At 71.7% G+C, this 21,513-nt stretch carries 19 protein-coding genes; 12 read left to right on the forward strand and 7 right to left on the reverse strand.

Annotation, left to right across the window (positions count from 1 at the left end; translation table 11 throughout):
- The first annotated feature begins 19 nt into the window (after positions 1-19).
- Genes ACIA8R_RS50820 through ACIA8R_RS50835 form a run of 4 tightly spaced genes read left to right on the forward strand, consistent with a single transcriptional unit; the run spans position 20 to position 3,724 of the window.
- Positions 20-757: an NUDIX domain-containing protein gene (locus ACIA8R_RS50820; RefSeq protein WP_397045355.1), complete on the forward strand. Its 738-nt coding sequence runs from the start codon at positions 20-22 to the stop codon at positions 755-757.
- Positions 754-1,608 (forward strand): molecular chaperone DnaJ, encoded by an 855-nt coding sequence (locus ACIA8R_RS50825; RefSeq protein WP_397045248.1) that lies wholly within the window; start codon positions 754-756, stop codon positions 1,606-1,608. Before ACIA8R_RS50820 ends, ACIA8R_RS50825 begins: the two co-directional genes overlap by 4 nt.
- An 11-nt stretch (positions 1,609-1,619) precedes the next feature.
- Positions 1,620-2,555 carry a hypothetical protein gene (locus ACIA8R_RS50830; RefSeq protein WP_397045250.1) on the forward strand — a complete coding sequence of 312 codons (936 nt, stop codon included), beginning with the start codon at positions 1,620-1,622 and terminating at the stop codon, positions 2,553-2,555.
- On the forward strand, positions 2,552-3,724 hold the full coding sequence (locus ACIA8R_RS50835; RefSeq protein ID WP_397045252.1) for an adenylosuccinate synthetase: 1,173 nt from the start codon (positions 2,552-2,554) through the stop codon (positions 3,722-3,724). The genes ACIA8R_RS50830 and ACIA8R_RS50835 overlap by 4 nt, the downstream gene beginning before the upstream one ends.
- Before the next feature lie 41 nt (positions 3,725-3,765).
- On the opposite strand, the gene ACIA8R_RS50840 is transcribed toward ACIA8R_RS50835, so the two are convergent.
- The 3 genes from ACIA8R_RS50840 to pdhA are packed head-to-tail and all read right to left on the reverse strand — an operon-like array spanning position 3,766 to position 7,297.
- Positions 3,766-5,211: a dihydrolipoamide acetyltransferase family protein gene (locus ACIA8R_RS50840; protein WP_364101193.1), complete on the reverse strand. Its 1,446-nt coding sequence runs from the start codon at positions 5,209-5,211 to the stop codon at positions 3,766-3,768.
- 17 nt (positions 5,212-5,228) lie between these two features.
- A complete protein-coding gene (locus tag ACIA8R_RS50845; RefSeq protein ID WP_357708074.1) occupies positions 5,229-6,209 on the reverse strand; it encodes an alpha-ketoacid dehydrogenase subunit beta in 981 nt (326 codons plus the stop codon).
- Complete coding sequence (gene pdhA, locus ACIA8R_RS50850) at positions 6,206-7,297, reverse strand: pyruvate dehydrogenase (acetyl-transferring) E1 component subunit alpha (protein WP_364101196.1); 1,092 nt, start codon at positions 7,295-7,297, stop codon at positions 6,206-6,208. The genes ACIA8R_RS50845 and pdhA overlap by 4 nt, the downstream gene beginning before the upstream one ends.
- Positions 7,298-7,525: 228 nt before the next feature.
- Between pdhA and purS the strand changes: the two genes are divergently transcribed.
- The 4 genes from purS to purL all read left to right on the forward strand — a co-directional run bounded on the left by purS (position 7,526) and on the right by purL (position 11,454).
- The gene (gene purS / locus ACIA8R_RS50855) at positions 7,526-7,771 is read left to right on the forward strand and encodes a phosphoribosylformylglycinamidine synthase subunit PurS (protein WP_357708072.1); all 246 of its coding nucleotides are present in this window, start codon (positions 7,526-7,528) and stop codon (positions 7,769-7,771) included.
- 221 nt (positions 7,772-7,992) lie between these two features.
- Positions 7,993-8,382, forward strand: coding sequence for an ATP-binding protein (locus ACIA8R_RS50860; protein ID WP_352320494.1), 390 nt, complete (start codon positions 7,993-7,995; stop codon positions 8,380-8,382).
- A 139-nt stretch (positions 8,383-8,521) separates the two neighbouring features.
- On the forward strand, positions 8,522-9,205 hold the full coding sequence (gene purQ / locus ACIA8R_RS50865) for a phosphoribosylformylglycinamidine synthase subunit PurQ (RefSeq protein WP_357708071.1): 684 nt from the start codon (positions 8,522-8,524) through the stop codon (positions 9,203-9,205).
- Positions 9,202-11,454, forward strand: coding sequence for a phosphoribosylformylglycinamidine synthase subunit PurL (gene purL, locus ACIA8R_RS50870; protein ID WP_357708069.1), 2,253 nt, complete (start codon positions 9,202-9,204; stop codon positions 11,452-11,454). Before purQ ends, purL begins: the two co-directional genes overlap by 4 nt.
- A gap of 56 nt (positions 11,455-11,510) precedes the next feature.
- On the opposite strand, the gene ACIA8R_RS50875 is transcribed toward purL, so the two are convergent.
- A complete protein-coding gene (locus tag ACIA8R_RS50875) occupies positions 11,511-12,368 on the reverse strand; it encodes a hypothetical protein (protein WP_397045256.1) in 858 nt (285 codons plus the stop codon).
- A gap of 196 nt (positions 12,369-12,564) precedes the next feature.
- Between ACIA8R_RS50875 and ACIA8R_RS50880 the strand changes: the two genes are divergently transcribed.
- From ACIA8R_RS50880 to ACIA8R_RS50890, 3 genes are read left to right on the forward strand one after another with little or no spacing between them, the layout of a single operon-like run.
- Positions 12,565-14,577, forward strand: coding sequence for an adenylate/guanylate cyclase domain-containing protein (locus tag ACIA8R_RS50880; protein ID WP_397045258.1), 2,013 nt, complete (start codon positions 12,565-12,567; stop codon positions 14,575-14,577).
- A 32-nt stretch (positions 14,578-14,609) separates the two neighbouring features.
- The gene (locus ACIA8R_RS50885) at positions 14,610-15,272 is read left to right on the forward strand and encodes a Crp/Fnr family transcriptional regulator (RefSeq protein WP_397045259.1); all 663 of its coding nucleotides are present in this window, start codon (positions 14,610-14,612) and stop codon (positions 15,270-15,272) included.
- 45 nt (positions 15,273-15,317) lie between these two features.
- Positions 15,318-16,787, forward strand: coding sequence for an MFS transporter (locus tag ACIA8R_RS50890; RefSeq protein WP_397045260.1), 1,470 nt, complete (start codon positions 15,318-15,320; stop codon positions 16,785-16,787).
- On the opposite strand, the gene ACIA8R_RS50895 is transcribed toward ACIA8R_RS50890, so the two are convergent.
- Together ACIA8R_RS50895 and ACIA8R_RS50900 are read right to left on the reverse strand one after the other, a co-directional pair.
- Entirely contained in the window at positions 16,748-17,494 is a 747-nt protein-coding gene (locus ACIA8R_RS50895; RefSeq protein ID WP_357708063.1) for a methylenetetrahydrofolate reductase, read from the reverse strand. The two genes, ACIA8R_RS50890 and ACIA8R_RS50895, sit on opposite strands and share 40 nt — an antisense overlap.
- 10 nt (positions 17,495-17,504) lie before the next feature.
- Positions 17,505-18,158: a TetR family transcriptional regulator gene (locus ACIA8R_RS50900; RefSeq protein ID WP_364101299.1), complete on the reverse strand. Its 654-nt coding sequence runs from the start codon at positions 18,156-18,158 to the stop codon at positions 17,505-17,507.
- A gap of 72 nt (positions 18,159-18,230) precedes the next feature.
- On the opposite strand from ACIA8R_RS50900, the gene ACIA8R_RS50905 reads away from it, so the two are divergent.
- A complete protein-coding gene (locus ACIA8R_RS50905; protein WP_397045262.1) occupies positions 18,231-19,652 on the forward strand; it encodes an MFS transporter in 1,422 nt (473 codons plus the stop codon).
- Here ACIA8R_RS50905 and ACIA8R_RS50910 read toward each other — a convergent pair.
- Positions 19,613-21,493 carry an ABC transporter ATP-binding protein gene (locus ACIA8R_RS50910; protein WP_357708061.1) on the reverse strand — a complete coding sequence of 627 codons (1,881 nt, stop codon included), beginning with the start codon at positions 21,491-21,493 and terminating at the stop codon, positions 19,613-19,615. The genes ACIA8R_RS50905 and ACIA8R_RS50910 overlap by 40 nt on opposite strands.
- Between the last annotated feature and the right edge of the window lie 20 nt (positions 21,494-21,513).

Here is a 21,513-nt window from a genome sequence, read left to right on the forward strand (position 1 = left end):
GACTCAGCTTGAGAAGGACATGGGCATGGACGAGTTCCTGGCCGGCTACAACCCCCGGCTGTACGCGCCGGTCGCGGTCACCGTCGACGTGGTGGCGCTGACCATCCGCGACCGGCGGCTGCACGTCCTGATCGTCGAGCGCGGCGTGGAGCCGTACGCGGGCCGTTGGGCGCTGCCCGGCGGCTTCGTCAGGCCGGACGAGGACCTGCCCGAGGCGGCGGTGCGCGAGCTGGCCGAGGAGACCGGCGTGTCCACCAGGCCGGCGCACATCGAGCAGCTCGCCAGCTACGGCGGCCCCGGCCGCGACCCCCGCATGCGGGTGGTGTCGATCTCCTACCTCGCCTTCGCCCCCGACCTGCCCGACCCCGAGGCCGGCACGGACGCGGCCGCCGCCGTGTGGCACCCGGTCGACGACGTGCCGCCGCTCGCCTTCGACCACGCCCGCATCCTGGCCGACGGCGTCGAGCGGGCCCGGTCGAAGCTGGAGTACACGCCGCTGGCCACGGCCTTCGCCGGCCCCGAGTTCACCGTCTCCGAGCTGCGGCTGATCTACGAGACCGTGTGGGGCACGCCGCTGCACGCGGGCAACTTCCACCGCAAGATCCTGTCCGTCCCCGGGTTCGTCGAGAGCACCGGCCAGACCACCGAGACCGGCGGCCCCAGGGGCGGGCCGCGCGCCAAGCTCTACCGCGCGGGCGACGCCCGGCTGCTCCACCCCGCGCTGCTGCGGCCCGCACGGGAGGAGGAGGTGCGATGAACACGGCGGAGGCGGCGGCGATCGTCGCCGCGGCGCGATCGGCCCAGGAGCTGTTCACGGGCGGCTCTCCGGCCCGCGTCTACCGGCGGCTGGCCAGGGCGTTGCACCCCGACCTCGCGCCGGGCGGCGAGGAGGCGTTCAAGCGGCTGGTCGCGCTCTGGGAGACCTACCACCGGGGGCAGCGGGTCGGCGACTTCCTGGTCGGGCCGCCGCTGCACAAGGGCGGCACCGCCGTGCTCTACCCGGCCGGGCGCGGCGCCGGGCGCGACTCGCTGCTCAAGGTGGCCCGCGACCCGGCCGCCGGCCGGCTGCTGGTCCGCGAGGCCGCCGCGCTGCGGAAGCTCGCCTCGGACGGCGACCCGCGCCTCCTGCCGTACGTCCCCCGCCTGGTCGCGAGCTTCCGCTACCGGAGCGGCGAGGTGGTCCGGCAGGCGAACGTGCTCAGCCGGGCGCCCGACGGGTTCGTCACCCTCGAACGCGTCGGCACCGGCCGCGACCCCCGCGACGTGGCCTGGATCTGGCGGCGGCTGCTCGTGGCCGCCGGGTTCGCCCACCGGGCCGGCGTCGCGCACGGCGCCGTGCTCCCCCGCCACGTCCTCGTCCATCCCCTTGACCACGGGCTCGTGCTGGTCGACTGGTGTCACGGCGACCGGCTCGACGAGCGCGCCGACATCACCGCCCTGACCAGGTGCGTCGAGCGCCTGCTGGGCGAGTGCCCGCGCCGGATGCGCGCCTTCGTCCGCGGCTGCCTGCTGCGCCCGCCGTCCGACGCGTGGGAGCTGCTGCGCGAGCTCGACGACCTGCTCGACGACCTGTACGGACCCCGCACGTACCGTCCGCTCCACCTTTGAGGGAGGCTGCCATGGGCAGCGGAATCTGGTCCACGAACGTCTACGACTCCGCCGCGCGCTACCGCGCGGCCACCGGCTCCAGCGCCTTCGCCTACAGCGACGGCGGAGCCCGGCAGGTCCACCCCGACCTCGACCCCTTCGGCGTGACGCGGGAGAGCCGCGACTCGGCCGAGCACCCCGACTCGCTGGCCATCGCCGTGCTCTTCGACGTGACCGGCTCGATGCGCGCGGTCCCCCGCGGGCTGCAGACCCGGCTGCCCGACCTGCTCGGGCTGCTGCTGCGCAAGGGGTACGCCACCGACCCGCAGATCATGTTCGGCGCGATCGGCGACGCGACCTGCGACCGGGCGCCGCTGCAGGTCGGCCAGTTCGAGTCCGACAACCGCATGGACGACCAGCTCGGCCTGATCCTGCTGGAGGGCGGGGGCGGCGGCCAGAAGCGCGAGTCCTACGAGCTGGCCATGTACTTCATGGCCAGGCACACCTCCATCGACTGCCACGAGAAGCGCGGCAGGCGCGGCTACCTGTTCGTCATCGGCGACGAGATGCCCTACCCGCGGGTGTCCAGGAACCAGGTCAAGGACCTCGTCGGCGACCGCCTGACCGCGCCCCTCGGGGTGGCCGACATCGTCGCCGAGCTGACCCGCAAGTACGACGTCTACTTCATCCTCCCCCAGGGGGCCAGCTACGCCGGCGACCCCGAGGTGCTGGATGCCTGGCGCGACCTGCTCGGCCAGAACGTGCTGGAGCTGGACGACCTCGACGCCGTGTCCGAGACGATCGCGCTCACCGTCGGGCTCGGCGAGGACGCGATCGGCCTGGACGAGGGCCTTGAGGACCTGGCCGAGCTGGGCTCGACGGCCGGCGCGTCCGTGTCGCGGGCCCTGGCCAGGCTCGACCGCGGCACGGTGGTCACCGCCGAGCCGCTCGACGGGCTCCGGCCGTGAACGAACACCTCGTCGTCGTCGACCTCGGGTACGGCGACGCCGGCAAGGGCACGGTCGTGGACTGGGCGTGCGCCACGCTGCCCGTCCACGCCGTGGTCCGGTTCAACGGGGGCGCGCAGGCGGGGCACAACGTCGTCCTGGACGACGGGCGGCATCACACGTTCGCGCAGTTCGGCGCGGGGACGTTCCGAGGGGTTCGTACGCATCTGTCGAGGTTCGTGGTGGTCGATCCGCTGGCCCTGTCGGCCGAGGCGGAGCATCTGGCGCGGCTCGGCGTGCCCGACCCCTTCGGGCTGCTCACGGTGGACCGGGACTGCCTGCTGGCGACGCCGTACCACGTGGTGGCCGGGAGGAGGCGGGAGCTTGCGCGGGGGGCCGCGCGGCACGGGTCGTGCGGGATGGGCGTCGGGGAGGTGATGGCGTACCGGCTGGAGCACGGCGCGCTGGCGCCCCGGGCGGGCGACTCGCCGCGTGAGCTGACACGGAAGCTGACCGTGCTGCGGGAGGCGCTGGGGGGCGAGGGGCCTGCGGTGGCCGACTGCGTGGCCGTCTACCGGGCGTTCGCCGAGCGGGTGCGGCTGGTGGACTCGTCGTACACGGCCGGGCTGGTCAGGCGGGGGCCGGTCGTGTTCGAGGGGGCGCAGGGGGTGCTGCTGGACGAGCGGTGGGGGTTCGACCCGTACACGACGTGGAGCACGACGACCTTCGCCAACGCGCTGGAGCTGCTGGAGGGGGCGGGGGCGGCGCGGCTGGGGGTGCTGCGGACGTACACGACCCGGCACGGCCCCGGCCCGCTGGTGACCGAGGACCCCGCGCTGACGCTGCCCGAGCCGCACAACCCGGCCGGGCCGTGGCAGGGAGCCTTCCGGCTCGGGCACTTCGACGCGGTCGCCCACCGGTACGCGGCCGAGGCGGCGGGCGGCGTGGACGGCCTCGCCCTCACCCACCTGGACGCGGACGTCTCGCGCATGTGCGTGCGCTACGACCGGCCCGTCACGTTCGCCGAGCCGGACCGCACGTCCCGGCTGCTGCGGGCCGCCCCCGTGTACGAGGAGGGTGTATCAGACTGGCCCGCGGCGGTCTCTCATGTCGTGGGCGCGCCCGTGTGGCTGGAGTCGTACGGCCCCCGCGCGAGTGACAAGAAGGCGCCCTGGCCGAGCCTGCGGTGACCACCGGGGAGAGGGGTCCTCCCGGCGGTCACCGCCTGGCTCTAGCCCCAGGCGAGCATGCGGAGCGGGTCCTCCAGCATGGCGCCGACGTCGCGCAGGAACATCGAGCCCAGCTCGCCGTCGACGATCCGGTGGTCGAAGCTGAGCGCGAGCGTGGTCACCTTGCGCACGGCCAGCTCGCCGTCGACCACCCACGGCATGTCCCTGACCTGGCCGAAGGCCAGAATGGCCGACTCGCCCCGGTTGAGGATGGGAGTGCCGGCGTCGACGCCGAACACGCCCACGTTGGTGATCGTGATCGTGCCGCCCGACATCTCGGCCGGCTGGGTGCGGCCCGCCCTGGCCGTCTCCGCCAACGCGCCCAGTTGCCTGGCCAGCTCGGGGAGGGAGAGGGCGTGGGCGTCCTTGACGTTGGGCACCACGAGGCCGCGCGGGGTGGCGGCGGCGATGCCCAGGTTCACGTAGTGCTTGACCACGATCTCCTGGGCCGCCTCGTCCCACGACGAGTTGATCATCGGGTAGCGCCTGACCCCGGTGAGCAGGGCCCGGCAGACCAGCAGGAGCGGGGAGACCTTGACCTCGGCGAAGTCGGGCAGGGCACGCAGGCGCCTGACCGCCTCCATGGTCTCCGTCACGTCCACCTGGAGGAACTCGGTGACGTGGGGGGCCGTGAACGCGCTGGCCACCATGGCCTGGGCGGTCATCTTGCGCACGCCCTTGACGGGGACGCGCTCCTCCCGCTGCTGGGGCTGAGCCTGCCGGACGGGCTCGGGCGCCGCCTGGGGGCCGCCCTCGGCGGCGGCGTGCACGTCGTCGCGGGTGATGGACCCCTGGGGGCCGGTGCCGGTGAGCGTGGTGAGGTCGACGCCCAGGTCCTTGGCCAGCTTGCGGACCGGCGGCTTGGCCAGCACGGCCACGCGGCCCGGACCGACGGGCGCGACGACGGGCGGGTGCCCGGCCGGCTCGACCGGGCGGGCCGTCGGGGCCGGGCCGGGGACCTCCACGCGGGCCGGATTGGCCACGGGCGCGGCCGCGATCGGCTCCGCCGGCTGCTTGCGGGGACGGCGCTTGGAGGCGCCGGTCTTGACGCCGTAGCCCACCAGGACCGCCTGCCGCTCCTCCTTGGGCGCGGGGCTGCCGTGGGCGCCGGGCTCGACGGCGCCCTCCTCCGGGGGCTTGGGGACCATGTCGTCGGCCAGCGCCTTGAGCCCCTGGTCGCCGCCGCCTCCCTCACCGGCCATCTCGCCGCCGCCGGTGTCCACGGAGACGATCGGCGTGCCGACGTCGACCGTGACGCCCTCCTCGACCAGCACCCCCGCGACCACGCCGTCCCAGGGGATCGGCAGCTCGACGATGGACTTGGCGGTCTCGATCTCCACCACGATCTGGTTGACCTTGACCTCGTCGCCCGGCCGCACGTGCCAGCGGACGATCTCGGCCTCGGTCAGCCCCTCCCCGACGTCGGGGAGCTTGAACTCGCGTCGCATGGAAGCACGTCCCCCTTTCAGAACCCGAAGGCGCGGTCGACGGCGTCGAGCACCCTGTCCAGGTCGGGCAGGTAGTGCTCTTCGAGCTTCGACGGCGGATAGGGGGTGGAGAAGCCGCCGACCCTCAGGACGGGCGACTCCAGGTGGTAGAAGCACCGCTCGGTGATCCGGGCCGCCAGCTCGGCGCCGAACCCGCTGTAGACGGGGGCCTCGTGGACCACGACCGCCCGTCCGGTCCGGCGTACGGACTCCATGACCAGCGGCTCGTCCAGCGGGTTGAGCGAGCGCAGGTCGATCACCTCCAGCGAGCGGCCGTCGTCCTCGGCGGCCGTGGCGGCCTCCAGGCACGTCTTGACCATCGGGCCGTAGGCCAGCAGCGTGACGTCGGACCCCGGCCGGACGACCCTGGCCTTGTCGAACGGCGTCCACCAGTCGGTCGAGGCCGTGTCGATGTCGGCCTTCTCCCAGTAGCGGCGCTTGGGCTCGAAGAAGATGACCGGGTCGTCGCTCCGGATGGCCTGCTGGATCATGGTGTAGGCGTCGGCCGGGTTGGAGCAGGCCACCACGCGCAGGCCGGCCGTGTGCGTGAAGTACGCCTCGGGCGACTCGCTGTGGTGCTCGACCGCGCCGATGCCGCCGCCGCACGGGATGCGGACGACGACGGGCAGCTTGATCGCGCCGAGCGAGCGCATCGGCATCTTGGCGAGCTGCGTGATGATCTGGTCGGCCGCCGGGAAGACGAACCCGTCGAACTGGATCTCGCACACCGGCCGGTAGCCGCGCAGCGCCAGGCCGATCGCGGTGCCGATGATGCCGGACTCGGCGAGCGGCGTGTCGATCACGCGGTCCTCGCCGAAGTCCTTCTGCAGGCCGTCGGTGACGCGGAAGACGCCGCCGAGCTTGCCGACGTCCTCGCCCATGATGAGGACCTTGGGGTCGTCCTCCATGGCCCGGCGCATGCCCTCGTTAAGCGCCTTGGACAGGCTCAACACCGTCATTTCTCGAAGCCCTCCAAGTAGGCGGCGAACTGCGCGCGCTCCCCGTCGATGAGCGCGTGGGGCTCGCGATAGACGTGGTCGAAGATATCGAGCGGCTCGGGGTCGGGCATCGCCAGGCACCGCCTGCGCAGGTCGGCGCCGAGCTGGTCGGCCTCCGCGGTGACGGAGTCGAAGAACGCCTGGTCGGCCAGCTCGTTGCGGAACAGGTACGCCTTGACCCGCTCGATCGGGTCCTTCAGCTTCCACGCCTCCAGCTCGCTGGCCACCCGGTAGCGGGTCGGGTCGTCGGTCGTGGTGTGGGCGCCCATCCGGTACGTGAACGCCTCGATCAGCGTCGGCCCCTGGCCCGTACGGGCGGCGTCGAGCGCCTTCCTGGTCACCGCGAGGCAGGCGAACACGTCGTTGCCGTCGACCCTGACGCCCGGGAAGCCGAAGCCCGAGGCCCGGCGGTAGAGCGGGATGCGGCTCTGCTTCTCCAGCGGCTCGGAGATGGCCCACTGGTTGTTCTGGCAGAAGAAGACGATCGGCGCGTTGAACACGCCGGCCCAGATGAACGACTCGTTCACGTCGCCCTGGCTGGTGGCGCCGTCGCCGAAGTAGGCGATCGCGGCGGCGGAGGCGTCGTCGCGCTGGATGCCCATCGCGTAGCCGACCGCGTGCAGGGTCTGGCTGCCGATCACGATCGTGTACAGGTGGAAGTTGTGCTCCTCGGGGTCCCAGCCCCCGTGGTTGACGCCCCTGAACAGGCCCAGCAGCTTCACCGGGTCGACGTCGCGGCACCAGGCGACGCCGTGCTCGCGGTAGGTGGGGAAGGCCATGTCGGTGTCGGTGAGCGCGCGGCCCGAGCCGATCTGGGCGGCCTCCTGGCCGAGCAGCGAGGCCCAGATGCCCAGCTCGCCCTGCCGCTGGAGCGCCACGGCCTCCAGGTCGATGCGCCGGACGAGCACCAGGTCGCGGTAGAGCGACCTGACCTCTTCGGGCGTCAGGTCTATGTCGTAGTCGGGGTGCTCGACCCGTACTCCTTCGGGGGTGAGCAACTGCACGAGCTCAGGGGGTGCTTCGGCACCACGAGAGGCGTCGACTGTCACGTGCCGCTCCTGTGCGATCGGGGCCGGTGTCGATGGGGTCGCCACCGGGGGCCAGCCGTGGGTGCGTGCGAACCATGTGGTGGTGGTTCGTACGCGTTTGGGGACATCGTGGCAGACGTCACAGCCCTCCGCGCAAGCCCCATGTCCTCCCCGTTCCCGTTGTGTCGACGGGCATGCACGCCGGTAGGCTTGCTTTCCCAAGCACCCACTCCACCCAGGAGGAACGCAGTGGCGCGCGTCATCGTAGACGTCATGCTGAAGCCCGAGATCCTCGACCCGCAGGGCCAGGCCATCGCCAGGGCGCTGCCCAGGCTCGGTTTCGCCGGCGTCTCGGCCGTCCGTCAGGGCAAGCGGTTCGAGGTCGAGCTGGAGGGCCCGGCCGACGAGGCGGCTCTCGACGAGGTACGGAAGATGGCCGAGACACTGCTGGCCAACACCGTGATTGAGGACTACAGCGTCCGAGTTGAGGGGTAGAAGGCACATTTGATGCCTGGTTTTACCCCTGGTGGGTTAAAGTCGCGTTCGGGCATGCCACAATGCCACGGGCGTGCCAACACTAAATAACAACAACGTGATTTTGCGGTTAGCCCCGATTTCACAGGGAAACCTACTCCAGGTGACATTCCGGAGCCCGGAGGAGTCCGGTGGATATTGAGTTCTCGTTGGCGCTGCCTCGGGATGCGATCGGCATACCGATGGTCAGGCGGGTGCTTGGCGATGCGATGCGTTCACTCAACGTGAGCGAGACCTGCATCGCCGACATGCTGCTCGCCGTCTCCGAGGCGTGCTCCAACGCGGTGCGACACGGCGGCCCGGCCAATCGTTACGAGGTCTCTGCGTCGATCGGCTACGGCCGCTGCGACGTGCGTGTCGCCGACAGCGGCGACGGCCTCCCGTCGATGCCGCTGCACTTTCCTCCGCCCGACACCGAGAACGGCCGCGGCCTGCTGATCATGCGGTCCGTGGTGGACGAGATCTCCTTCGGCACCACCCCGGGCCGCGGCACGACGGTCCACCTGCGCAAGATGCTCGCCTGGGACGACGAGGCCGAGGGCGCCCGTCACCGCGAGCTGGCCGCTGTCTGAGCGCTGTCCGGGCGCGGTCCGACCCGCTGCCCGGAACACAGCCGCGCACCCGATAATCTGAGTACACCGCCGTAGACCGCCGTCCGCCCCTAAGAGACGGTGGCACGCGCGTGCGCATTCCTCGGAGGGGACGACTGTCATGAGCGCTGCCCGTGTGGGCGTAGTCACGTTTCCAGGAACTCTCGACGACCAGGACGCCGCCAGAGCCGTGCGCCTCGTGGGCGCGCAGGCGGTCCCGCTGTGGCACGCCGACCACGACCTGAAGGGAGTCGACGCCGTCTTCCTGCCCGGCGGCTTCTCCTACGGCGACTACCTGCGCTGCGGCGCGATCTCCAGGTTCGCCCCGCTGATGGACGAGCTCATCCCGGCCGCCAAGGCCGGCCTGCCGGTGATCGGCACGTGCAACGGCTTCCAGATCCTCTGCGAGGCCCACCTGCTGCCCGGCGCGCTCACCCGCAACGCCTCGCTCCACTACGTCTGCCGCGACCAGCGGCTCACGGTCGAGCAGCCCGCCACCGCCTGGACCGGCTCCTTCGAGCAGGGCCAGGAGATCGTGCTGCCGGTCAAGCACGGCGAGGGCCGCTACGTCGCCTCCGAGGAGACGCTGGCCGCGCTCGAGTCCGGCGGCCACGTCGTCGTGCGCTACGCCGGGGGCAACCCCAACGGCTCGCTCAACGACATCGCCGGCATCCGCAACGAGGCGGGCAACGTGGTCGGCCTCATGCCGCACCCCGAGCACGCCGTGGAGGAGCTGGTCGGGGCGCCGAGCACCGACGGGCTCGGCTTCTTCACGTCCATCCTGAAGAATCTGGTGAACGCATGAGCACCGACAACGTCAAGCGGGCCGCCGAGACCCCCGACGAGCCGATGCCCTTCGCCGAGCTGGGCATGAAGCAGGACGAGTACGACCGGGTCAAAGAGATCCTGGGCCGCCGTCCCACCGGGTCCGAGCTGGCCATCTACAGCGTCATGTGGTCCGAGCACTGCTCGTACAAGTCGTCCAAGGTGCATCTGAGGCAGTTCGCCACCAAGGCGCCCAAGTCCGAGGCGCTGCTCGTGGGCATGGGCGAGAACGCGGGCGTCGTCGACATCGGCGACGGCTGGGCGGCCACGTTCAAGATCGAGTCGCACAACCACCCGTCCTACGTCGAGCCGCACCAGGGCGCGGCCACCGGCGTCGGCGGGATCGTGCGCGACATCATGTCGATGGGCGCCCGCCCGATCGCCGTCATGGACGCGCTGCGCTTCGGCGGCGCCGACGCCGTCGACACCCGGCGGGTGCTGCCCGGCGTGGTCGAGGGCATCAGCCACTACGGCAACTGCCTGGGCCTGCCCAACATCGGCGGCGAGGTCGTCTTCGACCCCTGCTACATCGGCAACCCGCTGGTCAACGCGCTCTGCGTCGGCCTGCTGCGCAAGGACCAGATCAAGCTGGCCACCGCGCCCGGCCCGGGCAACCAGGTCGTGCTGTTCGGCGCGTCCACGGGCCCCGACGGCATCGGCGGCGCGTCCGTGCTGGCCTCGGCGACGTTCGAGGACGAGTCGCAGGCCAAGCGGCCCGCCGTGCAGGTGGGCGACCCGTTCATGGAGAAGCTGCTCATCGAGTGCTGCCTGGAGCTCTACGCGGCCGACGTCGTCGTCGGCATCCAGGACCTCGGCGCGGCCGGCGTCTCCTGCGCCACCACCGAGCTGGCCGCCAAGGGCACCGGCGGCATGAAGGTCGACCTCAACCTGGTCCCGCTCCGCGACCCCTCGCTCAGGCCCGAGGAGATCCTGATGAGCGAGTCCCAGGAGCGGATGATGGCCGTGGTCCGGCCCGACGACATCCCCGCGTTCCTGGCGATCTGCGCCAAGTGGGACGTCCCGGCCACCGTCATCGGCGAGGTCACCGACACCGGTCGCCTGATCATGACGTGGGACGGCGAGGTCATCGTCGACATCCCGCCGGGCACCGCCGCCGACGACGGCCCGGTCTACGAGCGTCCCTTCCACGAGCCGTCCGGGCAGGGCGCGCTCAACTCCGACACCCCCGACCGGCTGGCCCGTCCCGACGACCTGCGGGCCACCCTGCTGCAGCTCCTCGGCTCGCCCAACCTGGCCTCCAAGGAGTGGGTGACCTCCCAGTACGACCGGTACGTCCGTGCCAACACCGTGCTGGCCCAGCCCGCCGACGCGGGGATGCTGCGCATCTCCGAGGTCATGGCCGGGGCCGAGCCGACCACCCGGGGCATCGCGCTGTCCACCGACGGCAACGGGCGTTACGCCAAGCTCGACCCCTACGCGGGGGCGCAGCTCGCGCTGGCCGAGGCGTACCGGAACGTGGCCGTGACCGGCGCCAAGCCGCTGGCCGTCACCAACTGCCTCAACTTCGGCTCGCCCGAGGACCCCGAGGTCATGTGGCAGTTCGCCGAGGCCGTACGCGGGCTCGCCGACGCCTGCCGCACCCTCGGCGTGCCGGTGACCGGCGGGAACGTCTCCTTCTACAACCAGACCGGCTCGACCGCCATCAACCCCACGCCGGTCGTGGGCGTGCTCGGCGTCATCGACGACGTGGCCAAGCGGGTGCCGTCCGGGTTCACCGCCGAGGGGCTGCGGGTCGTGCTGCTCGGTGACACCGGCGAGGAGTTCGGCGGCTCGGAGTGGGCCCACGTCGCCCACCGCCACCTGGGCGGCCTGCCGCCGAACGCGGACCTGGAGGCCGAGCAGGCGCTGGCGACCGTGCTGGTCGAGGCGGCGGCGCGCGGGTTGCTCGAGGGGTCGCACGACCTGTCCGACGGCGGCCTGGCCGTGGCGCTGGCCGAGTCCTGCCTGGCGCGCGGAGTCGGGGCCACGGTGGCGCTGAGCGGCGAGCCGTTCACCGACCTGTTCAGCGAGTCGGCCGCGCGGGCCCTGGTCGTGGTGCGGCCGGAGGCGTTCGACGAGTTCGCGGCGCTGTGCGGGCGGCACGAGGTGCCGTGTTACGGGCTCGGGGTCACCGGCGGGGAGTCGCTGGTGGTCGAGGGCGTGTTCGAGGTGGGGATCGAGGAGATCCGCGAGACCCACTCGGCGACGCTGCCCGCGCTGTTCGGCTGAGATCCAACGAGAAGGGCCGGTGCGGGGTGACCCCGCACCGGCCCTTTCATGTGTCGTCAGACCTTCTTGATGCAGACGACGTAGACCTTGCCGGAGACGCTGGTGCCGTTGTTGCCACCGCCGCTGGTGTAGTTGTTGCCGCCGCCGTTGTCGTCCTTGGCGACGGTCACCGTCCAGCCGGAGGCGCCGGGGTAGCTGCCCATGACGACGGCGTTCTTCAGGGTGCCGAAGGAGAAGCCGCCGCCGGTGGGGGTGCCGCCGTTGTTGCAGGTGGCGGTCACCGAGCCGAGGCTGCTGATGGTCGCGTCGTTGGTGTAGGTGCCGTAGGCGGCGCCGCCGCCGTCCTTGCCGGGCTCACCCTTGGGGCCCTGGGGACCCTGCGGGCCCGTGTCACCCTTCGGTCCCGTGTCGCCCTTCGGACCCTTTTCGCCCTGCTTGCCGTCCTGGCCGTTCTTGCCGTCGTCGCCCTTGGGGCCCTGAGGACCGGTGTCGCCCTTGGGGCCCTGGGGACCGGTGTCGCCCTTGGGGCCCTGCGGGCCGTCCTGGCCGTTCTTGCCGGGGAGGCCCTGCTTGCCCTGGGGGCCCACCGGCCCGGTCTCGCCCTTCGGGCCCTGGGGGCCCTGCGGGCCGGCGACGCCCTGCTTGCCCTGCGGGCCCGTGTCGCCCTTGGGGCCGGACGTGGCGCCGTTCAGCTCCGTCGTGCTGCCGCCGATCACGACGCGCTCTTCGGTCTTCCGGCACGGCGTGGTCGGGTTGACGATGCGGACGTACCGCGTCTTCTTGTGCACGCAGGCGTAGACCTCGCTCGCCGCCGACGAGGCGGTGGCCACGCCACCGACGGCGAGGAGCGAGGCGGCGAGCGCTCCGACAGTGGCGAGGGTGAGCGTACGCCCACCGCGAACCTTGATAGCCACGGCTTTCCTTCCAAGGGACAAGTGATGCTCAGGTTGTGCATGAGATTCACGTTTCGACCGTTCCAAAGGTTGGCAAGAACTACATAACGTGTATGTCACGAAACGGAGGGTTACTGACCAGATTGACCGACTGTCGCGCTGCCAGTGGGTAAAAGGACGCATTGGCGGCGGCGATCCCGCGTGGATAATCGGGTCTGTGCCCAGCCCCTACCTGCCGCCGGCCACGCAGCCCGTCCGAGGCGTGGTCTGGGGCATCCACCTCGTTCTTCCCCTACTGGGGCTCTGGTTGCTGCTCGCGCAGCAGCACCTCAACGTCGTCTGGCAGCACAACGCGAGCCACTTCTGGATGATCCTCGCGGTGGCCGGGATCAACGTGGCGCTCGGCGGCCTGATCACCGAGGCCGCGCGCCGCCGTCAGGACGCCCGGCTGTTCCTGGTGTCCATGGTGTTCCTCAGCAGCGCGGGCTTCTTCCTGCTGCACGGCCTGGCCACGCCCGGCGTCATCCTGCCGACCGGCTCGCTGGGCTTCGACCTGGGCCAGCAGGTGGGGCTCACGATCGCGTCGATGTTCGCGTTCGCCTCGGCCCTGCCGCTGGGCGAGCGGGCGGCCAGGGCCGTCCTTGACGCGCAGCACTTCGTCCGGGCGATGCTGTTCGGCTTCCTGCTGCTGTGGGGGCTGGTCTCGCTGGTGCCCGAGCTGACCGCGCTCAGCGATCCGCCCCTGGTCGCGCCGGTGAGCTGGCTGGGCCTGGCGTCCGTCCCCGGCGTCCTGCTGTACGGCGCGGCCGGCGTGATGATGTTCCTGCTCCACCGCCGCCGCCCCTCGGCCATGCTGGTCAGCCTGATCACCGCGTACGCGCTGCTGGCCGAGGCGATGGTCGCCGGGATGTCGCAGCTCAACTGGCACCTGTCGTGGTGGGAGTGGCACGTGCTGCTCACCCTCGCCTTCGTGTTCGTAGCCTACAGCGCCTACCTGCAGTTCAGGCGCGAGGGGTCGAGCGCCGGCCTGTTCGACTCGGTGACGCTGGCGGCGACGGTCGCGCGCCTCCAGCAGGACTACGACCAGGCGCTGGAGGAGCTGGTCGAGCACGTACGAAGGGGCGAGCCGCTGGCCGCGACCCGGCTGTCGGGCAAGTTCCGGCTGAACGAGAGCCAGGCCGCCGTGCTCGACCGGGCCGGGGAGGCGCTGGCCCACGAGCGGGAGCTGTCGGAGCGGCTGGCCGCGCTGGTGGCGGTGAGCGCGCAGACCCGCGTGGGCCTGCCGGAGGGCGAGCTGCTGACCACCGCGCTCGACCGGGTCAGGCAGGCGTACGGCGACGTCAAGATCGCGCTGGTGTCGGAGGGCCGGACGCAGATCGGCTCCCGCGCGTACGAGTTCGACGGCGACGGGCCGATCCGCCGCGACCAGCGGCTGGCCTACCCGCTCACGGTCAGGGGCCACCTGGCCGGCGTGCTGGAGGTGCCGGTGGGCCGCACCGGCCAGGACGAGGCGCTGGCCGCCACCCTGGCCGGCCAGCTGTCCATCTCGCTGGAGAACGCCCGCCTCTACCAGGAGCTGGACACCCTCTTCCGCCAGTACATGTCGCCCGACGTGGCCAACGCCCTGCTCGCCGACCCCGCCCGGGCCGCGCTCGGCGGCGAGCTGAAGGAGCTGACCGCGCTCTTCGCCGACCTCAAGGGCTTCACCTCCTTCTCCGAGCAGGTCACGCCCGGCGAGATCGTCGAGATGCTCAACCGCTACCACACGGCCGCCGTGCCCTGCGTGCTGAACAACGGCGGCACGATCGTGCAGTTCGTCGGCGACGCGATGCTGGCCCTGTTCAACGCGCCGGCCACGCAGGCGGGGCATGCCAGGGCGGCCTGCCGGGCCGCGCTGGCGATGCAGCGGGCCGCGGCCGAGGTGGCCGAGGAGATGGCCTGGAAACGCGCGGACGACGTGGAGTGGCCGACCTTCCGGGTGGGCGTCAACACCGGTCCCGCGCTGGTCGGCAACATCGGCAGCCCCGAGTTACGCGGCTTCAACGCGATGGGCGACTGCGTCAACGTGGCCGCCAGGCTGCAGGCCCTGGCCGAGCCGGGGACGGTGGTGATCGGCGAGACGACGCTGCGGCAACTCGGCCGCGACGTCTCGGTGGACGCCCTGGGACGGCTCACCCTGAAGGGCAAGGAAGAACCCGTGGCCGCGTACGTTCTGACTGGAATGCCATAGAACGGCAATAGCCGTCCGTACATAATCGGCGCATGACTCCAGAGCCCGGCGAATTTCTTTCCATGCTCACCGCCGAGGAGATCGACACCCTGCGAGCCGCCGGGCGCCCGCGGCAGTGGGATCGCGGCACGACGGTGATCGGCGAGGGCGACTCGGCCGACTGGGTGGTCGTGCTGACGCGGGGCCGGGTCAAGGTGTCCTCGCACACGAGCGGCGGCACCGAGGTGGTCCTGGCGGTACGCGGCCCCGGGGCGCTGCTGGGCGACATGTCGGCCGTGGACGGCTCGCCGCGCTCGGCCACCGTCACCGCGCTGGAGCCCGTCCAGGGCATCGTGATCGGGGACTTCAGCGGCTTCCTGGCCGCGCACGGCCGCATCGCCGTCCTGCTCCTGCAGCTCGTCGTCGGCCGGCTGCGCGACGCGGACCGCAAGCGCGTCGAGTACGGCGCGTTCGACACCACCGGCCGGGTGGCGACCCGGCTGCTCGAACTGGCCGACCGGTACGGCGAGCCGACCACCGCCGGCGTGCGCGTGGCCCTTCCGCTCAGCCAGGACGAGCTGGCCGGCTGGACCGGCTCCTCCCGCGAGGCGGTCAGCAAGGCGCTGCGCAGCCTGCGCGACCGCGGGCTCATCGAGACGGGCAGGCGGCGGGTGGTCATCCACGACGTCGAGGGGTTACGCAGGCGAGCCAGATAACCCCTGCCACAAAACGGACGTACGACGTACGTCATAGTGGGAGTCATGGTCGCGGTCACCCCCGAAACCGGCACCTCCATGCGTTACGCGTGGCGCGTCTGCTCGGTCACCAGCCTGGGCCTCGTCCTCATCGGCATCGCGGGCAGCACGCTCAACGTCGCCCTGCCGACCGTGGTGCGGCACTTCCACGCCGACGCGACGCAGTCGGGATGGATCCTGCTGGCGTTCCTGCTGGTCAACACCGCGAGCCTGGTGTTCTTCGGCCGGGTCGCCGACCTGCTCGGCAGGCGCGAGGTGTATCTGGCGGGGTTCGCCCTGTTCACCGCGGCCTCGCTGCTGGCCGGGCTGTCACCGGACGTCTGGTTCCTGGTCGGCATGCGCGTGGTGCAGGCGATCGGCTCGGCGATGATCCTGGCCAACGGCACGGTGATCATCACCGACGCGTTCCCGCCCGAACGGCTCAGCCAGGGCATGGGCGTCTACATCGGCACGCTGTCGGTGGCCCAGCTCGCCGGTCCGACGCTCGGCGGCCTGATCGCCGAGACCGCAGGCTGGCAGTGGATCTTCTGGGTGAACGTGCCCGCCGGGCTGGTCGCGCTCGGCTGGGGTGCGGTGATCTTACGCAAGATGCCCCGGAGGCCGAAGCAACCGGTGGACGCGCTCGGCAACGTGCTGGTGTTCGCCGCGCTGTCGGCGGTGCTGCTGGCGGTCAACGAGGCCGGGTCGGGTGGCCTGACCAGCCCCGTCGTCCTGACCGGGGCGGCGCTGTTCGTGCTGCTGCTGCCGCTGATCGTGCTGGCCGAGCGGCGTTCGGCGAACCCGGTGCTGGACCTGCGGTTGTTCGGCGGCCGGCTGCTGGCCTATGCGAACCTGGCCTCCTTCTGCAACGCGCTTGCCCGTTCGGCGCTGATCCTGGTGGTCGCGCTCTACTTCCAGGCGGCGCGCGGGCTCGACGCGTTCTCGGCCGGGCTGAGCGTGCTGCCGGTGCCGGTGGGCATCGGGCTGGCCTCGCCGATCGCGGGCCTGCTCGGGCCCCGGGTCTCGCCGTACGGGCTGTCGATCGGCGGCGCGGCGATGAGCGCGCTCGGGCTCGGCACGCTGATGCTCACGGCCGACCCGGCGACGCCGTACTGGGTGACCGGGATCGCCCTGTTCGTGGCCGGGTGCGGCAGCGGGACGTTCCTGACCGGCAACACCACCCAGGTCATGGCCGCCCTGCCCACCGGCAGCCTGGGCGTGGTCAACGGCTTCCGCGTCATGATCATGAACGTCGGCATCGTGATCAGCGTCGGCCTGTCGCTCAGCGTCGTGACCAGCTCCGTGGGCCCGGCGCTGCGCGCCCAGGTGTACGCGGGCACGCTGTCCACGCTCTCCCCGGTGGCCGTCGGGCAGCTCATGGACGGCTTCCAGCGCGCGTACGCGGTGCTGTTCGCGGTGGCGCTGGCCGGCGCGCTGCTGGCCGCGCTCGCCAGGTCTCAGAGGGCGCCGGCGAGCCTGGACTCCACGTCGCGGTAGCGGGAGACCGGGATGAGGTGCACGCCGTCGAACGCGCCGGACTCGCGCAGCGCGAGCACCTGCTCGCAGGCCGCCTCGACGCCCGCCATGCGGTCGGCGGCCACCCGTTCGACCAGCTCGGCGGGCAGGGCGATGTCGGGGATGGCGGCGGCCAGCGTACGGGCGTGGCGCTCGCTGGCCAGCACCATGACGCCCGCGTAGACCGGCACGTCGATCGGGTTGGCCTCGCGCCAGCGCACCTGCGCCTCGACCGAGAAGCTGACCTGCGAGAACAGGAAGTCGGCCGCGCGCTTCCAGTCGGGCAGCGGGCGCAACCCGGCCGCCGCGCCGACGCGGACGGCCGCCGAGAAGCCCCTGGCCTCCTCGATCATCGAGCGGACCGTCAGGTCGCCGGTACGGCTGCCGCCGGCGGGCTTGTCGCCGTGGACGAACAGGAACTGGTCGACGCCGTACGCCGCGGCCGTCAGCAGGTCGCGGTGGAAGCCGAGCAGGTTGCGGTCGCGGGAGTTCAGGCAGGCGATGCTGCGCCCGCCCATCGCCTCGACCTCGTGGGCCACGGCCACGCTCGACACGGTGGCTCGGCCGATGTGGTTGTCGGGGATGAGGAAGGAATGGGCGACCTGGCTGAGCGTGCCGATCTGGTGGCGTACGCGCTTCAGGTCGGGCTTGGTGGGAGGTTCGATCTCGCAGACCAGCTCGAAGGGCATGATCCCGACCCTAACGTCCGGCGGCCAGCGCCTCGATGCCGCGCAGCACGAGATCGACGCCGAAGGAGTCGTAGAAGTCCGGGTCGGCCCCCGCCACCAGCGGTGAGGCCATCTCGACCAGGTACGGGTACTTCTCCGGCGACAGCGACTGGAGGCCGGCCCGCTTGACCCGGACGGCCTCCGCGATCTCCTCGCCGGTCCGGCCGGCCTTGAAGTGCACGGGCGCGTCGGCGATCGACAGCGCGCTCTGCAGCAGGTACTTGGTGATCAGGCAGCTCTCCTCGACGCCGAACCCCGCCGTACGGGCCAGGCCCAGGGCCTTGTCCCAGACGACCAGGAAGTTCGGGACGGAGATCGGGTCGATCTGCTCGATGACGTTCTTGGCGCAGGGATGGGCGCGCAGGGTGCTGATGAGCCCCTGGGTCAGGTCGCGGAGCTGCTGCTGCCAGGGCCGCTCGTCGGCCGGCGCGGGCACGAACCCGCCGATCAGGTGGTCGGCCATGCCGAACAGGAGCTGGTCCTTGTTCTTGTAGTGCCAGTACAGGGCCATCGGCGTCACGCCCAGGTCGGTCGCCAGCCGCCGGATCGTCACGGCGTCGAGCCCCTCGGTGTCGCCGATCTCCAGCGCTCGCTCGGCGATGGCCTGCGCGGTCAGTTTTCCCATCACGGTTGACAACTATACGTCGTACAAGTTGAACTGTACGACGTACAAGTACGGCGTATAGGAGGTTGTTCCATGCGATGGTGGGCGCTGGGTGCCGTGACGTTGGGCACCTTCATGACCTATCTCGACAACAACGTGGGAAATGTCGCGTTGCCGACGATCCAGCGGGAGCTCGGGCTGACGATCTCCGGGCTGGAGTGGATCGTGAGCTCGTACATCCTGGTCTTCGCCGGGCTCATGCTGGTCGGCGGCCGGCTCGCGGACCTGTTCGGCGCCCGCAGGGTGTTCCTGGCCGGGCTCGCCGTCTTCACCGTGGCCTCGCTGGGCGCCGGGCTCGCCACCTCGGGCGGCATGCTGATCGCGGCACGGGCCGTCCAGGGCGTGGGGGCGGCGCTGCTCACGCCCACGTCGCTCACCCTGATCAGCCAGATCTTCCCCGACCCCGGCGAGCGCGGCAGGGCCGTGGGCATCTGGAGCGCGTCCGGGGCGCTGTCCATGGCGCTCGGCCCGGCGGCCGGCGGATTCATCAGCGAGAACCTGCACTGGGGCTGGATCTACCTGATCAACGTGCCGATCGGCGTCGCCACCTTCGGCCTGGGGCTGTGGGCGGTCCGGCCCGCGTTCACCCGCCTGCGGCACCGGCTCGACCTGCCCGGCCTGGCCACCTCGGCGCTCGCGCTGGTCTCCCTCACCTACGCGCTCATCGAGGGCGACCGCGCCGGATGGACGTCGGCCGAGATCCTGGCCGCGTTCGGTCTCGCGGCGGCGGCGGCCGTGGCGTTCGCGCTGGTCGAGACGCGGGCCGAGCGCCCGATGATCGACCTGTCGCTCTTCCGCGCCCGCGTGTTCAGCGGCGGCGCGCTGACCATGGGCATCTGGTCGTTCGGCGTGTTCGGCATCTACTTCTTCAGCGCCCTGTGGCTGCAGAACGTGCTCGGCTTCTCCCCCACCCAGGCCGGCCTGGCGTTCGTGCCGATGGCCCTGGTCATGGCGGTCGTCGCCATCCTGTCGCAGCGGATCTCCGCGCGGCTCGGCACCGGCCCGACGGTGGCGCTCGGCATGGCGCTCATGGGCGCGGCGATCTACCTGATCTCCGGCGTCGGCGCCGACGGCGACTACGCCGACGTCGCGCCCTGGTTCCTGCTCTACGGCCTCGGCGGCGGCATGCTGGTGCCGCTCACCTCGGCGATCCTCGGCGGCCTGCCCAAGGAGCGGACCGGCGTGGCCTCGGGCGTGCTGAACGTCTCACGCGAGGTGTTCGGCCTGCTCGGCATCACCGTGCTGGGCGCGATCCTCAGCTCCAGCCAGAGCGGCAGCGACCGGCCGCCGCTGGCCGCCTTCCTCGACGCCTACCAGTTCACGCTGGTCATCGCGGCGGTGATCGTGCTGGCGGCCATCCCGCTCAGCCTGTACGCCCTGCGCCCGCCCCGCCGCCCGTCGGAGGCGGACGGTCCTCAGGCCACCGCCTCCGCCACCGTCGGCTCGTCGAACTGAGTGCGGTACAGCTCCTCGTAGCGGCCGCCCATGGCCAGCAGCTCGGCGTGCGTGCCGCGCTCGGCTATGCGGCCGTCCTCGATCACCAGGATCTGGTCGGCCGCCCGCACGGTGGACAGCCGGTGGGCGATCACCACGGCGGTCCGGCCCGCCAGCGCCTCCCCCAGGGCCGCCTGCACGGCCGCCTCGGAGGTGGAGTCGAGGGCCGCGGTGGCCTCGTCCAGGATCACCACGCGCGGCCTGGCCAGCAGGAGCCGGGCGATCGTGAGCCGCTGGCGCTCGCCGCCGGACAGGCGGTAGCCGCGCTCGCCGACCACAGTGTCGAGCCCGTCGGGCAGCGACTCGATCAGCGTCCGCAGGCGGGCCCTGGTGAGGGCGTCCCAGATCTCCTCCTCGCTCGCCGTGGGCCTGGCCAGCAGCAGGTTCTCCCTGATCGTCTCGTGGAAGAGGTGGCCGTCCTGGGTGACCATGCCGAGGGTGTCGCGGACGGCGTCGAAGGTCAGGTCCCGTACGTCCACGCCGCCGAGGCGGACGGCGCCTGAGTCGACGTCGTACAGCCTGGGCAGGAGCTGGGCGATCGTGGACTTGCCGGCCCCCGACGAGCCCACCAGCGCCACCATCTGGCCCGGCAGGGCCGTGAACGAGATCCCGTGCAGCACCTCCTCGCCGCCCCGCGAGTCCAGCGTGGCGACCTCCTCCAGCGAGGCCAGCGACACCTTGTCGGCCGCGGGGTAGGCGAAGCGCACGTCGTCGAACTCGACGGAGACCGGGCCGTCGGGGACCTCGCGGGCCTCCGGACGTTCCTGGATGAGCGGCTTGAGGTCGAGCACCTCGAAGACGCGCTCGAAGCTGACCAGAGCGCTCATCACGTCCACGCGGGCGCTGGCCAGGGCGGTCAGGGGCGCGTACAGGCGGGTCAGCAGGAGGGCCAGCGACACGACCGCGCCGGGTTCGAGCTGGTCGCGCAGGGCGTAGAAGCCGCCGAGGCCGTAGACGAGGGCCAGCGCGAGCGCCGAGACCAGGGTCAGGGCCGTGACGAACACCGACTGGTTCATGGCCGAGCGCACGCCGATGTCGCGCACCCGCCGCGCCCGCGCGGCGAACTCGGCCGACTCGCGCGCCGGCCGGCCGAACAGCTTCACCAGCGTCGCGCCCGGCGCGGAGAACCGCTCGGTCATCTGGGTGCCCATGGCCGCGTTGTGGTCGGCGGCCTCGCGCCGCAGCCGCGCGATCCTGACGCCCATCCGCCGCGCGGGCAGCACGAACACCGGCAGGAGCAGCAGCGCGAGCAGGGTGATCTGCCACGAGATGCCGATCATCACGCTGAGCGTCAGCACGAGCTGCACCACGTTGCCCGCCACGCTGGACAAGGTGTCGGTGAAGGCCCGCTGCGCCCCGATCACGTCGTTGTTCAACCGGCTCACCAGCGCCCCGGTACGGGTCCGCATGAAGAACGCGACCGGCATCCGCTGCACGTGGTCGAAGACGGCCGTGCGCAGGTCGAGGATCAGGCCCTCGCCGATGGTGGCCGACTGCCAGCGGTTCAGCAGGCCGAGCCCGGCCTCGGCGAGCGCCAGGCCCGCGATCAGCACCGCGACCACCACGACCACGTCGAGCGGCTCGGCGTTGAAGATCGCATCGACCACCCGCCCGGCGAGCAGCGGCGACACCACGGCCAACCCCGCCAGCACCACGCTGAGCACGAGGAACAGCACGATCCTGCGGCGGTGAGGGCGGGCGAACCCGCCGATACGCCGGAGCGTCGCCCTGTTCAGCGGGCGACGCTCCGGACGGTTGTTCATCGAGTAAAGCTGATGCCAGGCGGTCACTTCCATGCTCATGGCATGGAGACTATTTCCTC

This window comes from Nonomuraea sp. NPDC051191 (genome assembly GCF_044455665.1).
Lineage (GTDB): Bacteria > Actinomycetota > Actinomycetes > Streptosporangiales > Streptosporangiaceae > Nonomuraea.

What these genes read in the sequence shown, in the direction of transcription:
- ACIA8R_RS50895 (WP_357708063.1), bottom strand. Translation starts at nt 17,494, where the DNA reads ATGCCCTTCGAGCTGGTCTGCGAGATCGAACCTCCCACCAAGCCCGAC.
- ACIA8R_RS50825 (WP_397045248.1), top strand. Translation starts at nt 754, where the DNA reads ATGAACACGGCGGAGGCGGCGGCGATCGTCGCCGCGGCGCGATCGGCC.
- ACIA8R_RS50900 (WP_364101299.1), bottom strand. Translation starts at nt 18,158, where the DNA reads ATGGGAAAACTGACCGCGCAGGCCATCGCCGAGCGAGCGCTGGAGATC.
- ACIA8R_RS50845 (WP_357708074.1), bottom strand. Translation starts at nt 6,209, where the DNA reads ATGACGGTGTTGAGCCTGTCCAAGGCGCTTAACGAGGGCATGCGCCGG.
- ACIA8R_RS50905 (WP_397045262.1), top strand. Translation starts at nt 18,231, where the DNA reads ATGCGATGGTGGGCGCTGGGTGCCGTGACGTTGGGCACCTTCATGACC.
- ACIA8R_RS50840 (WP_364101193.1), bottom strand. Translation starts at nt 5,211, where the DNA reads ATGCGACGCGAGTTCAAGCTCCCCGACGTCGGGGAGGGGCTGACCGAG.
- ACIA8R_RS50910 (WP_357708061.1), bottom strand. Translation starts at nt 21,493, where the DNA reads ATGAGCATGGAAGTGACCGCCTGGCATCAGCTTTACTCGATGAACAAC.
- ACIA8R_RS50830 (WP_397045250.1), top strand. Translation starts at nt 1,620, where the DNA reads ATGGGCAGCGGAATCTGGTCCACGAACGTCTACGACTCCGCCGCGCGC.
- purQ (WP_357708071.1), top strand. Translation starts at nt 8,522, where the DNA reads ATGAGCGCTGCCCGTGTGGGCGTAGTCACGTTTCCAGGAACTCTCGAC.
- ACIA8R_RS50885 (WP_397045259.1), top strand. Translation starts at nt 14,610, where the DNA reads ATGACTCCAGAGCCCGGCGAATTTCTTTCCATGCTCACCGCCGAGGAG.
- ACIA8R_RS50860 (WP_352320494.1), top strand. Translation starts at nt 7,993, where the DNA reads ATGGTCAGGCGGGTGCTTGGCGATGCGATGCGTTCACTCAACGTGAGC.
- ACIA8R_RS50890 (WP_397045260.1), top strand. Translation starts at nt 15,318, where the DNA reads ATGGTCGCGGTCACCCCCGAAACCGGCACCTCCATGCGTTACGCGTGG.
- ACIA8R_RS50820 (WP_397045355.1), top strand. Translation starts at nt 20, where the DNA reads ATGGGCATGGACGAGTTCCTGGCCGGCTACAACCCCCGGCTGTACGCG.
- purL (WP_357708069.1), top strand. Translation starts at nt 9,202, where the DNA reads ATGAGCACCGACAACGTCAAGCGGGCCGCCGAGACCCCCGACGAGCCG.